Genomic DNA, 17,322 nt, shown 5'->3' with positions numbered 1-17,322 from the left:
AACACAAAAAAATAAAAATGCCCGAAAAAGCGCTAACTTGTTCGGGCGAAATACCAGAGGAGACTGGTTTTAAAAAGGTGGGTGTAGAGTTAGAGTGGAACACCTGCAAGATGCAATACGAACGCATATTCAAGCGCGGTAGACTCGAATCGTTTGAAACGTCCTGAAGCTCCACCGTGACCCGCTTCCATGTCGGTTTTGAAAAGCAATAAGTTTTCGTCTGTTTTGTATTCTCTTAGCTTCGCCACCCACTTCATTGGCTCAAAATACTGCACTTGTGAGTCGTGTAGTCCGGTTGTGACCAACATATGTGGATAGTCTTTTGCTTCAACCTGGTCGTAAGGCGAGTAGGAAAGCATATAGTCAAACTCAGCTTTGTTGGCTGGGTTACCCCACTCGGTATATTCGCCGGTAGTCAGCGGAATAGACGCATCGCTCATCGTGGTCACTACATCAACAAATGGAACGTGCGCGCTCACACCTTGATAGAGTTCAGGTGCCATATTTACGATTGCGCCCATTAATAAGCCACCAGCGCTGCCGCCCATAGCAAAGACGCGGTCTTTGTCTACGTACTGCTTTGCCACAAGTCCTTTTGAAACGTCAATAAAGTCAGTAAAGGTATTTATTTTCTGATGCATTTTGCCGTCTTCATACCACTCGCGACCCAACATTTGACCTCCGCGAATGTGTGCGATCGCGACAACAAAGCCTCTGTCTATCAAAGACAACCAGCTGCTTCTAAACGTTGGGTCTACAGTCGAACCGTATGAGCCATAGGCGTATTGATATAATGGATTGGTGCCGTCTTTCTTAAACTTATCTTTGCGATAAACCAACGAAACGGGAACCGACGTACCGTCTCTCGCTTCAATCATCACGCGCTCAGAGGCATAGAGAGAGGAGTCAAAAGTGTCAGATACACGGGTTTGTTTCATCACCTCGCTTTCAAGGGTATCTAAGTTGATATCAATGATAGAACCAGGCGTGGTCAACGAGCTGTAATAAATTCTAAGCTTATTGGTATCCATTTCAGGGTTTGCATTAAAATACGCACCGTAAATTGGATCTTGAGTTGGAATAACTTTCTCTTCGTTTGTCGTCAGATTGTGAACGACCAAGCGCAGCATGCCGTTTTCTTTTTCTTTAACCACTAAGTGGTTGTTCATTACTTCAATACTTTGAAGGAAAACGTCTGGACGATGTGCAATCACTTCTTGCCATTTCGACACATCGTTAGTGGCGTCTAATGGTGCTTTCATCACTCTAAAATTCTTCGCACCAATATTAGTCAACACAAAATAACCGTCACTCGCTTTTGCTACACTGTATTCTTGTCCGTCTTCAATGGGCAAGAATACTTTTGTTTGAGACGTTGGGTTATTCGCATCAATCAAAGTCACACCTGTTTTTTCGGTGTTGTCATGGTGAATGTATATGACACTATCGTCTTTACTTTTACTGATATAGGTATAAAAGGTAGGGTCGCTCTCTTCATAAACTAAAACATCTTCGCTTTGAGACGTGCCCAATTTATGGCGATAGACTTGGTATCCCAAAAGAGTCTGCGGGTCTTTCTTCACGTAAAAGAGATGGGTATTATCGTTCGCCCAAACTACACTTCCAGACGTACCTTCTAAAACGTCATCAAGCCTTTCTTCACTCTCTAGGCTTTTGACATACACAGTGTAGATGCGTCGGCTAAGCGTATCTTCAGAATACGCAAGCAATTTGTTGTTGCTGCTCACCGCGTAACTGCCAATACTGAAATAATCATGCCCTTCAGACATTCGGTTTGCATCAAGCAATACTTGCGGCTCAGCGTCAAGTGAAGGTTTTCTTAAATAAATAGGATACTCGTTTTCACCTGAGTAGCTGGTGTAGTACCAGTAACCATTGTCGAGAACGGGCACGGTTGAGTCGTCCTTCTCAATCCGAGACACGAGCTCCTCATAAAGCGCTTCTCGGTTTTTCTTAAGAGGAGCCAAAACAGTCTCAACATAGCTGTTTTCTTGCTCTAAATGGGACAATATCTCTTCATCGGTGCGGGAGTCATCACGCATCCAATAGTAATTGTCATTACGGGTGACACCATGCGCGGTCATTTCATGCGGCACTTTTTTCGCCACAGGCGCACTTACTTGAGTATTTAGCATAACGGATGGCGCTGCACTTTCAGCTACTTGTTGAGGATTTTCAGTTTTGTTTTCGACGCCACAGCCTGCTACCAAGCCACCTGCGGCAAGTGCTATCCATAGATATTTCATTATTATTCCTGTTGTGCACTTTTATTTGCGCTTTGTTTACCGCCAAACGGTTGAAGGCAATCGACTTATGGTGATTGAAAATATAGGGAGGCAACTAAACTAAGCGGAACTTATAAGTAGACTGAGTATATATAAATACAATTAAGGGTCTAGCGATAGTTAACGCGAATGAGATTAATTAAAGGTTAAAATGTTACAAGATATGTAAAGCTGTGTTTCATCGCTGTAAATTCACCAACGAGCGTTAGTAGAAAGCTATAAAAAACGCCGCATATTCAGAAATAATGCGGCGCTTTTGTTGTTTATTGTAAAAGCCGTCGTATGGAAACCAACAGCCTTTGGCAGCCTAGTGTTTAGTCGACCAAATCCTTAGGCATGTCATCACGAATAGCAAGCCACACCTTTCCACTTTCTATACCGTACTTTCTAACTACTACAGGGACACGGTCGTATTCGCCTTTCTCAGCAACATCAAGCAAGTCTGCGTAATACTTGTTTGCCACGTCGCGTGCTTGTTGGTGCGAGAAGAAATAGCCACCAATACGCGAGTACAAACCACGGAAACCGTTCATCATCAAAACAAATACGTTATTGTTAGACGCTAACGCCAAGTCATGTGACATTTGATAGTCGAATTGGGCAAAAGCTAAACCTTCTTGCTCCACATTTTTATAACGGGCAATAATTTCAGCAGACTCTTGAGGGTTGTTTCGAATTGCGCCTCGAATGAAAACCGCACTTAAATTAGTGCGCGCTGCTAACAAATTATCAACCAGTTCAGGGATCCCTTCTTGGTCTAAACGAGCGAGTGTTTCTAAAATGTTTAACCCACACGTTTCCCAGAAATTGTTAACCTTGGTCGGCTTTCCGTGTTGAATTGTTAACCAACCATCACGAGCTAGACGCTGAAGTACTTCACGCAGTGTAGTACGCGTTACACCAATTAACTCAGAAAGCTCTCTTTCTGCAGGCAAAATGGTGCCAGGTGGAAATCTTCCACTCCAAATAGATTCAACAATATATTCTTCGGCGAATCCAGCTGGACTCTGTGCCTTATAAATCATAACTAATCGCCTGCACGTTATTGTTATTTTGCAACTGATTGTACCAGATGCTGTTTTATTATCACAATGAATTATGCCTCGTCCACTAAAGCTTTTAACAACTTGTTAAAATTAAAGTGTTATTTCAAACACCATTAAATACTGCTTGTACATTTTACGTTCGAAATATTACGTATTTTCAAATTCAATGATAACTATCATAAAAAAAGTGATAAATATTCAGTGACTTTCACATGGTGGGGTCTGTGAATTGCTTTCTCAAGACGTTAATATCATGTACGCTTAATTTCCGACTATAATGACAGCAGTAAAACCGCGGTAAGGCGAAATAAATCGCATAGCGCCAGCAGTTTATGTATGCAATAACCGGAACTACACAGTATAAAGATGCGCAAAAATGCGTGCTTTGTTGTAAAAGGAACAGGAACTCATGCAAACCTCAATGATCGCGGCGATCTATAAGAATTTCCTGGGACATGCGCCCGACTGGTATAAAAAAACCATTATTGCCTTTCTCATTGTTAATCCCTTCATCTTTATGGTGGACCCATATGTAGCTGGCTGGACGCTTGTAATCCAATTCATCTTTACCTTAGCGATGGCATTGAAATGTTACCCGCTTCAACCAGGCGGCCTGCTGCTCATCGAAGCGATGTTTATAGGCATGACATCGCCTGGCCATATGATGCATGAGATTGAAGTTAACTTAGAAGTGTTATTGCTACTGGTATTCATGGTAGCGGGCATTTACTTCATGAAAGACCTGCTTATGTACTTGTTCACCAAATTAGTGATTAAGGTTCGCAACAAGCTAATTTTATCCCTATCGTTTATTTTTGCATCTGCATTTCTATCGGCGTTTCTCGACGCATTAACGGTTGTTGCAGTAATAATCAGTGTAGGTCTGGGCTTTTACTCTATCTATCACAAAGTAGCGTCGGGCAAGGAATTCCACTCTGATCACGACCACACTAGCGACGATGAGTTGGGTAGCCACGACTTAGAAGACTTCAGAGCTTTCCTACGCAACCTTATGATGCACTCAGCGGTAGGTACTGCCCTTGGTGGTGTTATGACCATGGTAGGTGAACCACAAAACCTGATTATTGCAGACAAAGCCGGCTGGGACTTCGTTGAGTTCTTTATCCGCATGGCGCCTGTCACACTGCCAGTGTTTGTATTTGGCTTGTTAACTACCGTCGTGTTAGAAAAAACCGGAATGTTTTCTTACGGTGCAAAATTACCTGCAGCGGTAAGACAAATTTTGGTCGACTACAACGACCATATGGACAAGGGCCGCAGTAAGCGTGAAACCGCTAAACTGATAGTACAAGCGCTAATTGGTGTTTGGTTAATCATTGGCCTTGCTACGCATATGGCGTCAGTGGGTCTTATCGGTCTGTCAGTTATTGTACTTGCTACTTCAATGAGCGGTGTTATCGAAGAGCACGCACTTGGTAAAGCATTCGAGGAAGCACTGCCATTTACCGCACTACTTTGCGTATTCTTCGGTGTAGTAGCCGTTATCATTGACCAAGGCCTTTTCCAGCCGGTAATCCATTGGGTACTGTCGTTTGAAGGCGAAACGCAAATGGTTATGTTCTATCTTGCTAACGGTGTGCTTTCGATGGTGAGTGACAACGTGTTTGTGGGCTCTGTTTATATCACTGAAGTCACAGCGGCTCTACAGGCCGGTCAAATCACACGCGACCAGTACGATATGCTTGCTGTAGCAATCAATACGGGAACCAACTTACCCAGTGTGGCAACACCAAACGGTCAAGCTGCTTTCCTATTCTTGCTGACCTCAGCCATCGCGCCACTGCTTCGTTTGTCGTACGGCCGTATGGTTATGATGGCATTGCCATATACCATCGTGCTGACCATCGTTGGTTTGTTAGCAACTTACATTGGACTTGCTGATGCTACTCAGGTGCTTTACGACATGCACCTCATTGAACACCACACCGCTGCTGAAGCGGGTGCTCAAGCGGTAGGTCACTAGTCTATGCGCGGAATCATTCACAGCATTAGCCAATGGGCAGAGCACAAGTCTTCATGGCTTGTGCTTTTCGCCACGTCATTGGCATTAGAAATTGCTGCGCTTTACTTTCAGTATGGCATGGGTTTAAAGCCGTGCATTATGTGCATTTATCAACGAACCGCCATGTACGGTATTGTGTTGTCAGCACTTATTGTCGTTATTAAAAACAATGGCTTTACACGCATGCTTGGTTTCGCTGGTTGGGCTGTATCTGCAGGATGGGGCTTCTTAATTGCCAAAGAACACGTTGGCATTCTCAATGCTGCGAACCCATTTTTTGCCAGCTGCGAAATTGTGCCAAACTTCCCTTCGTGGTTACAACTTCACGAGTGGCTACCCGCTGTATTTGCTGCTGAAGGTGACTGTTTAGAAGATTCGTGGCAGTTTTTGTCTATGGGAATGGCTGAGTGGATGCAGATTATTTTTGCTGCCTACTTTGCTGTATTCGCTATTGTGTTTGCATGTCGATTATTGGATAAGAAACCCTTTTGATCGACTTATCCATTCTACCGTCACGCCTACCTCCAATACATACGGAGCAAGGCCCCATTTCCATTCAGCGCATTGCGGAGAAACACTGCTATGCGCTTTGTGAGGCTGGGCAACAGTCTATCCATCACGTAAAACCTTGGTTTGGTTCAGCGGTTTGCCCTGTTACGCCTGCACTCTCCAAGCAGTGCATCGCCAACATGGAAAAGGCCCGAGATACAGGCTATGGACTTACCTACTTGCTAATGCACGACGAAAAGTGCTTAGGTATGGGCATTATCAATCATATTCACCACACGCACCTTACCGCTAATCTTGGCTACTGGCTCAAACCAGATGCGTGCGGAAAAGGTTTAGCTACCGCGATTTGTGAAGCCTTGAAGAAGCTTGCGTTCTCTCAAATGAATTTGCATAGATTGGAATGCTTTATAGAGCCTAACAACAAGGCAAGTATACGTGTAGCAGAGCGAATTGGTGGTACAAAAGAAGGGCTTTGTCGCAAACGCGTATTCGGGCGCGATGCGTTGCTTTATGCGATTGTTAATGGCAATTAACGCGCGTTCTGCGCGTTAATCTAAGTCTTCTAAAGGCCAAATGGCTATATAGTCTTCAAAGTTATTTAAATCCACATCGGTTTCAAAAACGGTCTTATTGCGTACCGACATTCCCTTTGCGTGCATCACGTGTTTCTTCCCCTTGTTTAACAATGGGTGCCACGATGGTATGCCCCTTCCCTCATAAAGGCGGCGATAGGTGCAGCTATTAGGCATAAAAAAGATATCCTTCAGATTCTCTTTTGTCAGCTTCACGCAATCAGGCACCAGCTCTGTTCGCCTTTCATATTGGGTACATTCACATTTTTTTGTGTTCAAATACGTACACACAATATTGGTATAGTGAATCTTCTCATTATCGTTAATATGATCGGTGACTTCGTATTCTTCTACCGCGTCATCATCGATAAATTTTTGCAGACAACATTTACCACATCCATCACAAAGTGATTCCCATTCCTTTTGGGTCATCTCTTCTAAAGATTTGTTTTCCCAAAACGCGGCTGTCATTCTGCTATTACCTCGGTTTCCACGGTTAAATGATTGTCTAGCGTTGCAACAATCGTATCTTGCGAGCAAAGCTTACCTACCCCTTTGGGCGTGCCTGTAAGAATCACGTCGCCGCTGTCTAACGTAAATATAGATGACATATGAGCGATAAGTGGGATGATTTTGTGCAGCATCAGCTCGGTATGTCCCTGCTGTCTAACCACCCCGTTTATGGTTAAGGTAAAACGCAGGTCTTCCAAGTTTTCTATTTCACTTAACGGCACAAAGCCTGACAGCGGTGCACTGTTGTCGAAAGACTTCGCTCTTTCCCAAGGCTGGCCTTGCTTCTTAAGCTCGGCTTGAACCTCGCGAAGGGTTAAATCGAGACCAAGTCCAATACCCCATATCGCGGCTTTTACGTCATCTACACTCGCATTCTTCAATGATGATTTTAGCAGCACAGCGACTTCAAGCTCGTTGTGACACTCGCCTTTGTCGGTAGGAATGGCAATAGGCTTCTGCATATAACATAAGGCAGCCTTTGGCTTCATAAACAGCAAGGGTGCTTCAGATACGGTAGAATTCATTTCTTGAATGTGGTCGAGGTAATTTCTACCTATACACACTACTTTACTAACGGGTAGTGATATTTCATTGCCTTGAGAATCGATGTGACGATAAGCCATTAGTAACCTCGTTTTATCCGCTCTGATAAATACCCAACCGAAACGCCAAAGTAAGACGAGCGGTTCCACTTCATCAGTGTGTGAAAATTGTTATACACCAAGTAAATTCGGCCTTGCTCACCATCTGGCATAATAAGCGATGCACTGATTTCTGCATTGGGGAGTTCATTTCCGTTGTAGCGCTTGACGCCATTCTGCTGCCAAAAGGCCAACGGCTTCATGTTAGATTTCGCTAACCCTGAAAAAGGTACTGGTTTGGTTAGTATTACTTGGCGTCCCCACGTCCCTTCACTATCCCAACCTTCAGATGATAGATAGTTGGCGATTGACGCAAATACGTCTGCCTTGGTTCCCCAAATATCCTTTCTGCCGTCGCCGTCGTAGTCCACTGCGTAATTTAGAAAGGATATGGGCATAAACTGTGTTTGTCCCATCGCACCGGCCCAAGAGCCTTTAAGCGCATCTACAGAGATATGCCCTTCATCTAGGATCTGAAGTGCCGCAAAAAAATTGTCTTTAAACAGCTTTTCTCGTCGCCCTTCATATGCCAAAGATGCCAGTGCAGACAGCACACCAAAGTTGCCCTGAATTTTACCAAAGTTAGACTCGTTACCCCACAGCGCAACAATAAAGCGTGCCTGAACCCCGTATTTTTGAGCAATTTCGTCAAGCAGTACTTTGTGTTCAGTGTACTGCTCAACCGCCTGCTTTACTTTCCAGTCGGGTACTCGCGTTGCTAGATAGTCATCTAACGTTATTTTTTTCTCTGGCTGGCTTTTGTCAGACTTGACCACCGTGGGCCTGAAAGTAATGTCAGCAAACGCTAAATCTAATTTAGTCTTATCTATGCCCTTTTCGGCCGCTTCTTTTTTCAGTTGAGCAACGTAGCTTTTGAAGCCCGTCTCACTAAGCCCACTGTCATTACTTGGCTGATTTTCGGCATGAGCTGCCAGTGAAAAGCTTAAGGTTATACTCGATAAAACTAGGGCAATATTGCGCGGTTGAGGAAATAAACTACGATTTTTGTGCTTATCTATAAAGGTAATTCGGCTAACTAAGCGGTTTAGAGTCTTTAATAACATGGATATTTAAAACTTCTTATCAGGCGTTTTTGAAAGCCCAAGAGATTCACGGTGTTGCTCTAGCAAATCATCTTCTTTTGGCGGCATTTGAAGGTAAAAGCCTTTTTCATTAAGTTCGTTAATAAGCTTTTGCTTATCAACTAGGCCAAGTTTCTCGCGCTTTTCTAAGGCGATGATAGTCACTAGCTCTGGACGACCAAACTTTGCCATAAGCGGCTCTGGCACGTCTTCAAAATGGTCTTTTTTTGGCACGTACAAATACATGCCGTCTTTTTTTCGCGTTTTATAAACTGCGCATAACATAGACTTTTTACTCTTTCTTAATTCGTTTGTTTAGTTCTTTTGGGGTCACTAAGCAGATTTAATTAGCCCGAGGACATAAACCTCTCATCAATACTGCTCACCCATATTGCTTTTAAGGAACTATTGGGCCGGAGCGTCGCCAAGTAGACGAGTTACGTGAGAGCGAAACAATGGCTCTCTCCACGTCGACAGTACATCGGGCATTAGTCCCTGCACGCGGGTCTCATCAACCGAAAACCAGTACCATTTTAACAGTTGATTCAGCTGTTTTTTAGAGGCAATAACATCACTATTTACAGCATTGTCTTTCGCTATCTGGTCGCTGATAACTTTAAGCTCGGCCAGCGTTTTTTTGTACTTGGCGATATCAATTAACCGCAGCACAACCGGAAGTCTGAGCTTTTCTGGTGTTTGCGCGTACTTTGCTCTCGCCTCTTCAATTAGCGTGATGATGGTGTCGCCGTAGCGGCGTACCGATTGATGATTCACGCCGTTAATACGCGAAAGGCCAGATTTACTATCGACAAGACGCTGCGCCGCTTCAAACAAATGCCCTTCTTTGAACACAAAGTTTAGGGCCAGATCTTTTTTTCGTGCGGTATTCAAACGCCATGCCGCTAGTGCCTGTAATACAGTGAGCTGTTCGCTGTTCAATCGCCAGTTATTCTTAATGCTTAAGTACGCAAAATCTTCAGGCATTTGAGCGCGCTTTTTATCAACTAACAAAGCGATCTCTTGGTAAATCCAGTGCACTTTCCCCGCCTCTTGTACTTTACTGGCTAACTGTTGGTAGCAAGGCAGTAAATACAGCACATCATTCGCTGCGTAGCTAAGCTGCGCTTCACGTAGTGGTCTGGCTAACCAATCGGTTCGCGACTCCCCTTTGTCCAAACTGATATCACACAGCAACTCTACAAGCTTTGCATAGCCAAGTGACGGCCCCATGTCCAAAATACTTCCCGCAAGCTGCGTGTCGAACACAGGCGTTGGTACGGTATCAAAAGCGGTAAGGAACGCCTCAATGTCTTCAGAACACGAGTGCAGTACTTTTACGACTTCGGTATTCTCCATGAGATCGATAAATGGCTGCATATTGTCTATGGCGAGCGGATCAATGAGTACCAGCTGATGGCCATCATAGAGCTGGACAAGGCCTAAATGAGGAGTGAGGGTTTTCGTTCTTACGAATTCGGTGTCTAAGGCTACCGCCTCTTGACGCTGTGCGGCAGTGCACACTTTTTCGAGTTGTTCAGATGTTGTAATTAATTGATATTGCATATTTTTGCACAGTAATAAAAAAGCCGGCTTACGCCGGCTTTCACAAAACTATTTCAACGAAATTAGTCTCGAAGCTCCCGACGCAGTATTTTACCTACATTGGTTTTTGGTAAGTCGTCTTTGAAAACAACTTGCTTAGGCACTTTGTAACCCGTTAAGTGATTACGGCAATGCGCGATAACGTCTTTTTCAGTAAGTGAGTCGCTGTTTCGAACTACGAATAATTTCACAACTTCACCACTGACTTCATGAGGAACCCCAACCGCAGCTGCTTCAACAATGTTTTCATGCATTGCAGCCACTTCTTCAATCTCGTTAGGAAACACGTTAAAGCCTGAAACTAGGATCATATCCTTTTTACGGTCAACAATATAGAAGTAACCTTCATCATCTACCGTTGCGATGTCACCTGTGGCTAACCAACCGTCTTTTAGAATTTCTTCTGTTGCTTCTGGTCGGTTCAAATATCCTTTCATTACCTGAGGGCCTTTCACCCACATTTCACCAGGCTCGCCCTTTTCGACAGGGTTACCGTCGTCGTCAAGGAGCTTGATGTCTGTAGAAGGGACCGGCATACCGATTGCACCTTTATAAGCTTCAATCTGTGGCGGGTTAACCGCTACCACAGGCGAACACTCTGTTAGCCCATAGCCTTCAAGAAGCACAGTACCGGTGACCTTTTCCCACTTTTCTGCAACAGGGCGCTGAACAGCCATACCGCCACCTAAACCAAACTTAAATTTGCTGAAATCAAGTTCACTGAATCCAGGCGTATTTAACAGGCCATTAAACAATGTATTTACGCCAGGTAAAATGGTAAACGGATATTTGCTAAGTTCGTTTACAAAAGCCGGCATGTCACGTGGGTTGGTAATAAGCAAGTTACGGCACCCGTATTTAACGAACATCAAGCAGTTCGCCAGTAGCGCAAAGATATGGTAAAGCGGAAGCGCGGTAACAACAAAGTCTTCGCCTTCTTCAATCACTGTTTCTAAAATTCCCGAGACCTGCTCAAGATTAGCCACCATATTGCGATGAGTAAGCATGGCACCTTTAGAAACACCCGTTGTGCCACCTGTGTATTGAAGAAACGCTAAATCGCCGCTATCGATATCTGGGCGTTTATATTCAAGAGATTGCCCTTTTTTAACCGCAGACATAAACGATGTCGTTTCAGGTAGATTAAACGAAGGCACCATCTTTTTAACGTACTTCACTACTGCGTTCACGATCCAGCGCTTAGGTGCCGGAAGCATATCGCCTAAAGCGGTCAGAAAGACTTCTTGTAGATTTGTATCTGCGATGACTTCTTCTAGAGTACACGCAAAGTTTTCAACAATAACGATGGCTTTTGCATTAGCATCATTTAGTTGGTGCTTTAACTCACGAGCTGTATAGAGAGGATTTACATTAACCACAACCATCCCTGCGCGCAGAATACCAAACATGGCAACAGGGTATTGAAGAAGGTTGGGCATCATAATTGCCACAGCATCACCGCGTTTTAGTCCGCTTGCTTGCAAATAAGCGGCAAACTGAGCTGATAAAGTATCTAACTCTTCAAACGTGATTGAATGCCCCATATTAATGAAGGCTTCTTTGTTTTTAAACTTCTTTACCGACTGCTCGAAAATGTCTACTACAGATGCGTAACGATCGGCATCAATTTCTGCGGAAACGCGAGGGTCGTAATGCTTAAGCCAGGTTTTTTCCACCAAAACCTCCTCTACTTTATTCTTATACTATTTTATAAGCGCATGGGGAGCTGCACTTATATAACTGGTCTGATAACTTGCGAATAGTATAGGATGTGTAAAAAAAAATAAACGGCACAATTTACAATTGCTCAACAAAATGACGAATTAATACCCCTACATCGTCAGTATTTTCCATGTGAATATGGTGGCCGCCTACTAATTGTTCGTATTGCGCATTTAAAAACCACCCCTTGCGATTGGGGAAAACAGTCTCAAGGTTTTTAAAACTGTTAGATGCACCAATAAAAAGAATTGGGCATACAATAGCACGCATTAGCGATTCTGCCTGCTTTTCTGTGAGTCTTAGTGTAGATTTTGTACGAAGCTTCGGGTCGCTCGACCAGAAGCAATGTCCCCCTGCATCTTGGGTCAAATTTCTCGATAAAATAGAACGCGCGTGTTCGGCAGGAATATCTGATACCTTGCACCTGGCTTTAACTGCGTCGTCTAAATCAACGATTCGCAGTTTATTTCGCGACTTCGCGTGACGACTCATTATTGCGTCACGCATTTGTGCTGCGGTTGTTTCTTCAGTTTCGGTAAGCGGCCCACAAGCATCAATACTTATTACAGCAGTGACTTTTTCCGGAAAAAGTGCGGCGAAAAGGCTCGCTAGTATTCCGCCGAGAGAGTGTCCTAATAAAATGACTTCTTCCCACTCTTGAGATTCTATTAGCGCAAAAAGGTCTTGCAGGTAATCAGCTTGATTGTAATGTGCGCCTAGTGCACGGTGACCAGAACGACCATGACCAGCTAGGTCTAGCGCAATAAAGCGGTGAGTTTGTAGGTAGGGTGCTAACAGCCGTAAGCTCTCTGCGTTATCCAAGTAGCCGTGTAAACCAAGTACGACTTTGCCGGCACCTTGATTATCTAACGCAGCTAAATGTAATGCCCCAATGTTAAATTCTGTTTCAATCATCTTTCATCCTTTGCGGCAATAAATCGCCGCGCGCTTTCCATGACCGTCCTAAAAATAAAAAAAAGGCGGCAATATTATGCCGCCTCCATGATAAGATTTTTACTTCGCTTTATCCTGCCTTGCGGGCTGTATCGTTGCCTTTGTCTTGCTTCGTGTAGACTTAGATTTAGAAGGAAGCGTGGCCTTGCTCGGCGCATTTTCGTAACGAATTACGCGCGTTCGATTAAAATGCGGATACATCCAAGGGCCATTGAAGCGATAAAAAGGTGAATACCAACCTGTGTGGTAATTGAAGAAGTAAGTATTTACATCATAAACCTCTTGCTTCCTCCACATGTGGTAGTCATCGGCAATGATCGTCGGATAAATGTAGGGCTGCTCACCCACCATGCCCGCAGTTGGAGCGGTAACTGTACCTAGAAACGTTGCCGCACGCCCTTCTTCAAAAACAATTGGGTCGACGAAGCCATCAATTTGTACTTTGAATCGACCCGACGTCTCTCCATTTGTTGAAGGCTTGCCATAATGATTTAGCGGAAAATGAGCGAGTTCAATGAACGTTTTGTTGGGCTTATTTTCAACACCAACAATCATTCCTCCCCATCTGGCCTTTTGGCCTTGCGCGTTCGCCCCCGACGTGACCGCTTTCGAATAGCTAACTAGCTGCGTTCCTTCAGGCACTTCTATGCTATCTGGGACTATTGTGCAGCCCGCAAATAAAAAGACTGTAAGTAAAACTAAATACCGAGACATCGACGAGCTCCTATAAATCCTAGAAAATGCTGCGTTTGAATAAAAGTCAGTCTACAAGCACTGGGTTGTTTAAAAAATACAGTGAAATTTCGATTACAACCCGCCTCTACTTTCATGTATCTCTTTATGAGAAAAAGAAAAACCGAATACCAACAACCAAACATTAGCATTTATACGAATGGACAACCACTGCCGTTCAAACACTATGTCGCTTAAATGAGATAGATCATCCCAACCAACAATTTGTAGAGTATGTACGGTAGGCTTTTGTTCAAATAAACAGCGGGTTTTAACAATTTGTTAAATTTATCTACGGTGTGAATTATGGTGCTTGGAATTGAACTACGCGTAGATGTCCACGCCGAACATAGATTGAATAGACTCGCGTTGCTGCTGCTTTTCAAAGCTTGTGTATGACGCTATGGCATTTTGAGAATATGTGTTGCCATCTTCACGAATGAATTGTTGGTACGCTTTGGCGTTATCCGTTCCCTGTTCGTCGGGCGCAACAACAATCGCCCTAGCAGACGATTCGCTTTGCCCTTTACTTTGCTGTTCAGGGTCTTTGTTAATTTTAGCGACACGGCCTTGCGAAGGTTCGGAAGACGGTACGGCGAAATTATTATTGATAATCATACAGAGTTAACTGAGGCAAGAATCGTACCATTGGGAAGCGAGCTTTAACCTTAAGACTCGCTCCTCTTTTCCCGTTGCTCGATTTATTTATTGTTAGTAATGGGCGCCCAATATTTGGCAGCGTGTCGTTACTCTCTGCCTGGTAATTTTTTCCACGTAACTTTATCGCGCAGATATACAGGTTCTACATTCACAGCATCAGATACTTCGCCTTTACTATGTGCATCTGTTGCAAGTTTAAGCATGTATTGCGCGTTTGGAAGTGTGATGTCAGACGCTACCTCACCACATACTTCAGACTTCCAGTTATCAAGCTCCTCGTAGGCAGACCAGCCGGTGCCAGCTGCAATTACAGTCGCGCCGTTTTCTTTTCTAAGTAATTTTAGCTGTTCAATAGCCAATTCGGGCGGACAAACTTGCTCTTCAGTGCAAAGTACAAGCCCATTTTGCGACTGAGAGTAAACCGCGAAATACACTTCACCCATACGCGCATCCGATGCAACGGCGACCAATGCATCTTTGTGCTGAGTTTTAGACGCTACTTCAAACGCCATAGCTTCAAGCGTACTCACGCCCGCTACCTTTAAGCCTGTTCCTAACGCTAAACCTTGAATCATTCCCGTTGCTATGCGAACACCGGTAAAGCTGCCTGGGCCTCGACCAAAAGCCAGTAAATCTAGGTCGCCCAGCGAAACCTTTGCTTCTTTTAACACCTCATCGACCATAGGAAGAAGTCGCTGACTATGCTGCTGAGGGCATATCTCGAAACGCGTTATGACGGTGTCTTTGAATTGAAGCGCAACCGAACAAGCTTCGGTTGCGGTGTCTATAGCTAAAATGTTCATGTTTATCTCTTATTTCATATAAGCTGAAAACGGGGCTAATGGCGTAATACACGTTTACCGCTTTTTCAGTGCTTTAACTTAGGCTTCATCAATGCCGGCTAAAAATTTTTCCACTTCGTCCAAGCTTCTTGTTCTTTTCATATCTGGCAAGCTTCCAACGAAGGTTTTGGCGTAAGGCTTCGTCACTAATCGATTGTCACATATAACCAGCACGCCTTTATCTGAAGGATCTCGGATGAGTCTTCCCGCGCCCTGCTTTAACGTAATAACAGCTTGGGGAATTTGAATAACACCAAACGGGTTTGCTCCACGTTTTTTTACATCTTCCATACGGGCTTGAAGCAGCGGGTCATCAGGTGACGCAAAGGGCAGCTTATCAATCATCACGCAAACCAAGTCGTTGCCGCGCACGTCTACTCCTTCCCAAAACGCGCCTGTGCCCATTAATACCGCTTTTTCATCTGCAAGGTACGCATCCAGCAATGCTTGCTTGGTGGTAGTCCCTTGCACCAGTAGCGGATTATCTATCTCATCTTCTAGCTTCTGCGCAATTTCTCGAAGCATAGCGTGACTAGTAAACAACAAGAAACATCTCCCGCGACTTGCTTTGATTAGCCGTTTGGCTGTTTCTAGCAAAGTTTCGCGCATAGCGTAGCTGTTTGGTTCTGGTAAATAGCGGGGCACGCACAGCATGGCCTGTTCAGGGTAATTAAACGGGCTATCTAATCCTAACGTTTCTGCATCTTCTAAGCCCATGCGGCGCTGAAAGTGATCAAAACCTCCGTTTACCATTAAGGTTGCAGAGGTAAAAATCCACCCGCGCGGCGGCGATGATACGAAACGTCTGAATTTAGCGGCAATCGATAAGGGCGTTAAATGCATAATGAGATGACGCTGAGTAGTTTCATACCACAAACTTACATTTTCTTGCTTATTGTCGCTTAACGCATCTAACTGCTCTCTTGCAGCCACAACACGTTCGTACATGTTGTCTAAATCTTTATCGCGGCCAATATGGAGTTTACACACTTCATGCAGTACACCTAGCGCTTCCGCCAGCTTGCCCACCTGCATGCGCACGTCGTCACGGTCTAACGCCTCAGCCCAGTTTCCGCGTTCAGCCGTATCCGGGAACAATAACCGTAAATCAGAGGCAATCATCCTGCATTTGTCAGCCGCTTTATCTAGCTGCCCAGCATCTTTTAGCACTGTTCTGAACAACAGCGTGATATCTTTCGCAATATCGTGAATTTGTCTTGTCGAAAGTGACTCGCCAAAGTAATCGCTGGCAATATCGGGAATTTGATGAGCCTCATCAAAAATAATCGCATCAGCTTCTGGAATAAGTTCGCCAAACCCTGTGTCTTTCAGTGCCATATCAGCAAAGAAAAGGTGGTGGTTTACCACAATAATATCAGCATCCAGCGCCTTTCTGCGCGCTTTTACCAAGTAGCAATCTTCATAATCTGGGCAATCGCGGCCCAAGCAATTATCCACTGTAGAGGTAACCAGCGGTAAAACACGGGCATCTTCGGGAAGGGTCTTAAGCTCCCCCATGTCACCTGTTTTCGTAGTACTAGACCAACGTTTCACTTCTGAAAGCTGACCCAATACCTCTTTTTCAACCAGCGTAGAGTTGCCGCTGTGCTGCGCTACACGGTGTAGACAAAGATAGTTTGAACGGCCTTTTAACAGTGCAGTCTTTCGCTTGCTGCCTAAGGCCTTTTTTACCAGCGGTAAGTCGCGGTGAAATAGCTGCTCTTGTAAGTTTTTAGTCCCTGTAGAAACAATGGCTTTTCCGTCGCTCAACAATGCCGGAGCGAGATAAGCGAAAGTCTTTCCCGTTCCCGTACCGGCCTCTACTATTAAACTACCTGTGGTATCAATAGCGCGCTTAACCGCCTTTGCCATTTCAGTTTGAGCTTCGCGAGGTACAAACCCCTTGATAGCACCTGCAAGGAGGCCATCTGAAGAGAATACGTTATTTATTGTGGGCATGGTTTAAGCGCTGTCATTACTTTTCTACTTTAGGCCGCGCATTATGCCAAAAAGCCTATGGAATGCCCATTAAAGGTTTGCATTTTAGCGTCAGCATTTGCTACCTGACGCCTTTTAGAGTCAAAGCAATTGTTAAATTTTTGATGAAAAGAATTTGT

16 protein-coding genes are annotated in these 17,322 nt (G+C 44.4%); 3 read left to right on the top strand and 13 right to left on the bottom strand.

Features of this window, described 5'->3' with window-relative positions; translation table 11 throughout:
- Window positions 1-89: 89 nt before the first annotated feature.
- On the bottom strand, window positions 90-2,267 hold the full coding sequence (locus MHM87_RS06925; protein ID WP_239258234.1) for a S9 family peptidase: 2,178 nt from the start codon (window positions 2,265-2,267) through the stop codon (window positions 90-92).
- A 353-nt stretch (window positions 2,268-2,620) separates the two neighbouring features.
- Complete coding sequence (fadR, locus tag MHM87_RS06920) at window positions 2,621-3,331, bottom strand: fatty acid metabolism transcriptional regulator FadR (RefSeq protein ID WP_014949996.1); 711 nt, start codon at window positions 3,329-3,331, stop codon at window positions 2,621-2,623.
- A gap of 430 nt (window positions 3,332-3,761) precedes the next feature.
- On the opposite strand from fadR, the gene nhaB reads away from it, so the two are divergent.
- From nhaB to MHM87_RS06905, 3 genes are read left to right on the top strand one after another with little or no spacing between them, the layout of a single operon-like run.
- Window positions 3,762-5,336, top strand: a complete 1,575-nt coding sequence (gene nhaB / locus MHM87_RS06915) for a sodium/proton antiporter NhaB (protein WP_014976922.1) — start codon at window positions 3,762-3,764, stop codon at window positions 5,334-5,336.
- 3 nt (window positions 5,337-5,339) lie between these two features.
- A complete protein-coding gene (dsbB, locus tag MHM87_RS06910) occupies window positions 5,340-5,867 on the top strand; it encodes a disulfide bond formation protein DsbB (protein WP_014976923.1) in 528 nt (175 codons plus the stop codon).
- The gene (locus MHM87_RS06905) at window positions 5,864-6,418 is read left to right on the top strand and encodes a GNAT family N-acetyltransferase (protein WP_239258232.1); all 555 of its coding nucleotides are present in this window, start codon (window positions 5,864-5,866) and stop codon (window positions 6,416-6,418) included. Before dsbB ends, MHM87_RS06905 begins: the two co-directional genes overlap by 4 nt.
- Window positions 6,419-6,433: 15 nt before the next feature.
- Here the strand turns inward: MHM87_RS06905 and MHM87_RS06900 are convergent, their stop codons facing one another.
- From MHM87_RS06900 to MHM87_RS06850, 11 genes are all read right to left on the bottom strand, one after another.
- Window positions 6,434-6,928, bottom strand: a complete 495-nt coding sequence (locus MHM87_RS06900; RefSeq protein ID WP_101565140.1) for a YcgN family cysteine cluster protein — start codon at window positions 6,926-6,928, stop codon at window positions 6,434-6,436.
- Window positions 6,925-7,593: a fumarylacetoacetate hydrolase family protein gene (locus MHM87_RS06895; RefSeq protein WP_014976926.1), complete on the bottom strand. Its 669-nt coding sequence runs from the start codon at window positions 7,591-7,593 to the stop codon at window positions 6,925-6,927. The genes MHM87_RS06900 and MHM87_RS06895 overlap by 4 nt, the downstream gene beginning before the upstream one ends.
- Entirely contained in the window at window positions 7,593-8,675 is a 1,083-nt protein-coding gene (locus MHM87_RS06890; protein ID WP_239258230.1) for a lytic murein transglycosylase, read from the bottom strand. Before MHM87_RS06890 ends, MHM87_RS06895 begins: the two co-directional genes overlap by 1 nt.
- A gap of 6 nt (window positions 8,676-8,681) precedes the next feature.
- The gene (locus MHM87_RS06885) at window positions 8,682-8,978 is read right to left on the bottom strand and encodes a YcgL domain-containing protein (RefSeq protein WP_239258228.1); all 297 of its coding nucleotides are present in this window, start codon (window positions 8,976-8,978) and stop codon (window positions 8,682-8,684) included.
- 120 nt (window positions 8,979-9,098) lie between these two features.
- Entirely contained in the window at window positions 9,099-10,256 is a 1,158-nt protein-coding gene (gene rnd / locus MHM87_RS06880) for a ribonuclease D (RefSeq protein ID WP_239258226.1), read from the bottom strand.
- A gap of 62 nt (window positions 10,257-10,318) precedes the next feature.
- A complete protein-coding gene (gene fadD, locus MHM87_RS06875) occupies window positions 10,319-11,971 on the bottom strand; it encodes a long-chain-fatty-acid--CoA ligase FadD (protein WP_014950005.1) in 1,653 nt (550 codons plus the stop codon).
- 121 nt (window positions 11,972-12,092) lie between these two features.
- A complete protein-coding gene (locus MHM87_RS06870) occupies window positions 12,093-12,932 on the bottom strand; it encodes an alpha/beta hydrolase (protein WP_239258224.1) in 840 nt (279 codons plus the stop codon).
- Window positions 12,933-13,031: 99 nt separating this feature from the next.
- The gene (locus tag MHM87_RS06865) at window positions 13,032-13,685 is read right to left on the bottom strand and encodes a Slp family lipoprotein (protein ID WP_014950007.1); all 654 of its coding nucleotides are present in this window, start codon (window positions 13,683-13,685) and stop codon (window positions 13,032-13,034) included.
- A gap of 342 nt (window positions 13,686-14,027) precedes the next feature.
- Entirely contained in the window at window positions 14,028-14,321 is a 294-nt protein-coding gene (locus MHM87_RS06860; protein ID WP_014950008.1) for a hypothetical protein, read from the bottom strand.
- A gap of 128 nt (window positions 14,322-14,449) precedes the next feature.
- Window positions 14,450-15,166: a tRNA (adenosine(37)-N6)-threonylcarbamoyltransferase complex dimerization subunit type 1 TsaB gene (gene tsaB, locus MHM87_RS06855; protein ID WP_061095417.1), complete on the bottom strand. Its 717-nt coding sequence runs from the start codon at window positions 15,164-15,166 to the stop codon at window positions 14,450-14,452.
- A gap of 78 nt (window positions 15,167-15,244) precedes the next feature.
- Window positions 15,245-17,164, bottom strand: coding sequence for an ATP-dependent DNA helicase (locus MHM87_RS06850; protein ID WP_014950010.1), 1,920 nt, complete (start codon window positions 17,162-17,164; stop codon window positions 15,245-15,247).
- Window positions 17,165-17,322 lie beyond the last annotated feature (158 nt).

This window comes from Alteromonas sp. Cnat3-28 (genome assembly GCF_022348265.1).
Taxonomy (GTDB): domain Bacteria; phylum Pseudomonadota; class Gammaproteobacteria; order Enterobacterales; family Alteromonadaceae; genus Alteromonas; species Alteromonas macleodii.
Note: the sequence above shows the minus strand (reverse complement) of the source record. Positions and strands in the feature narration are given on the sequence as shown.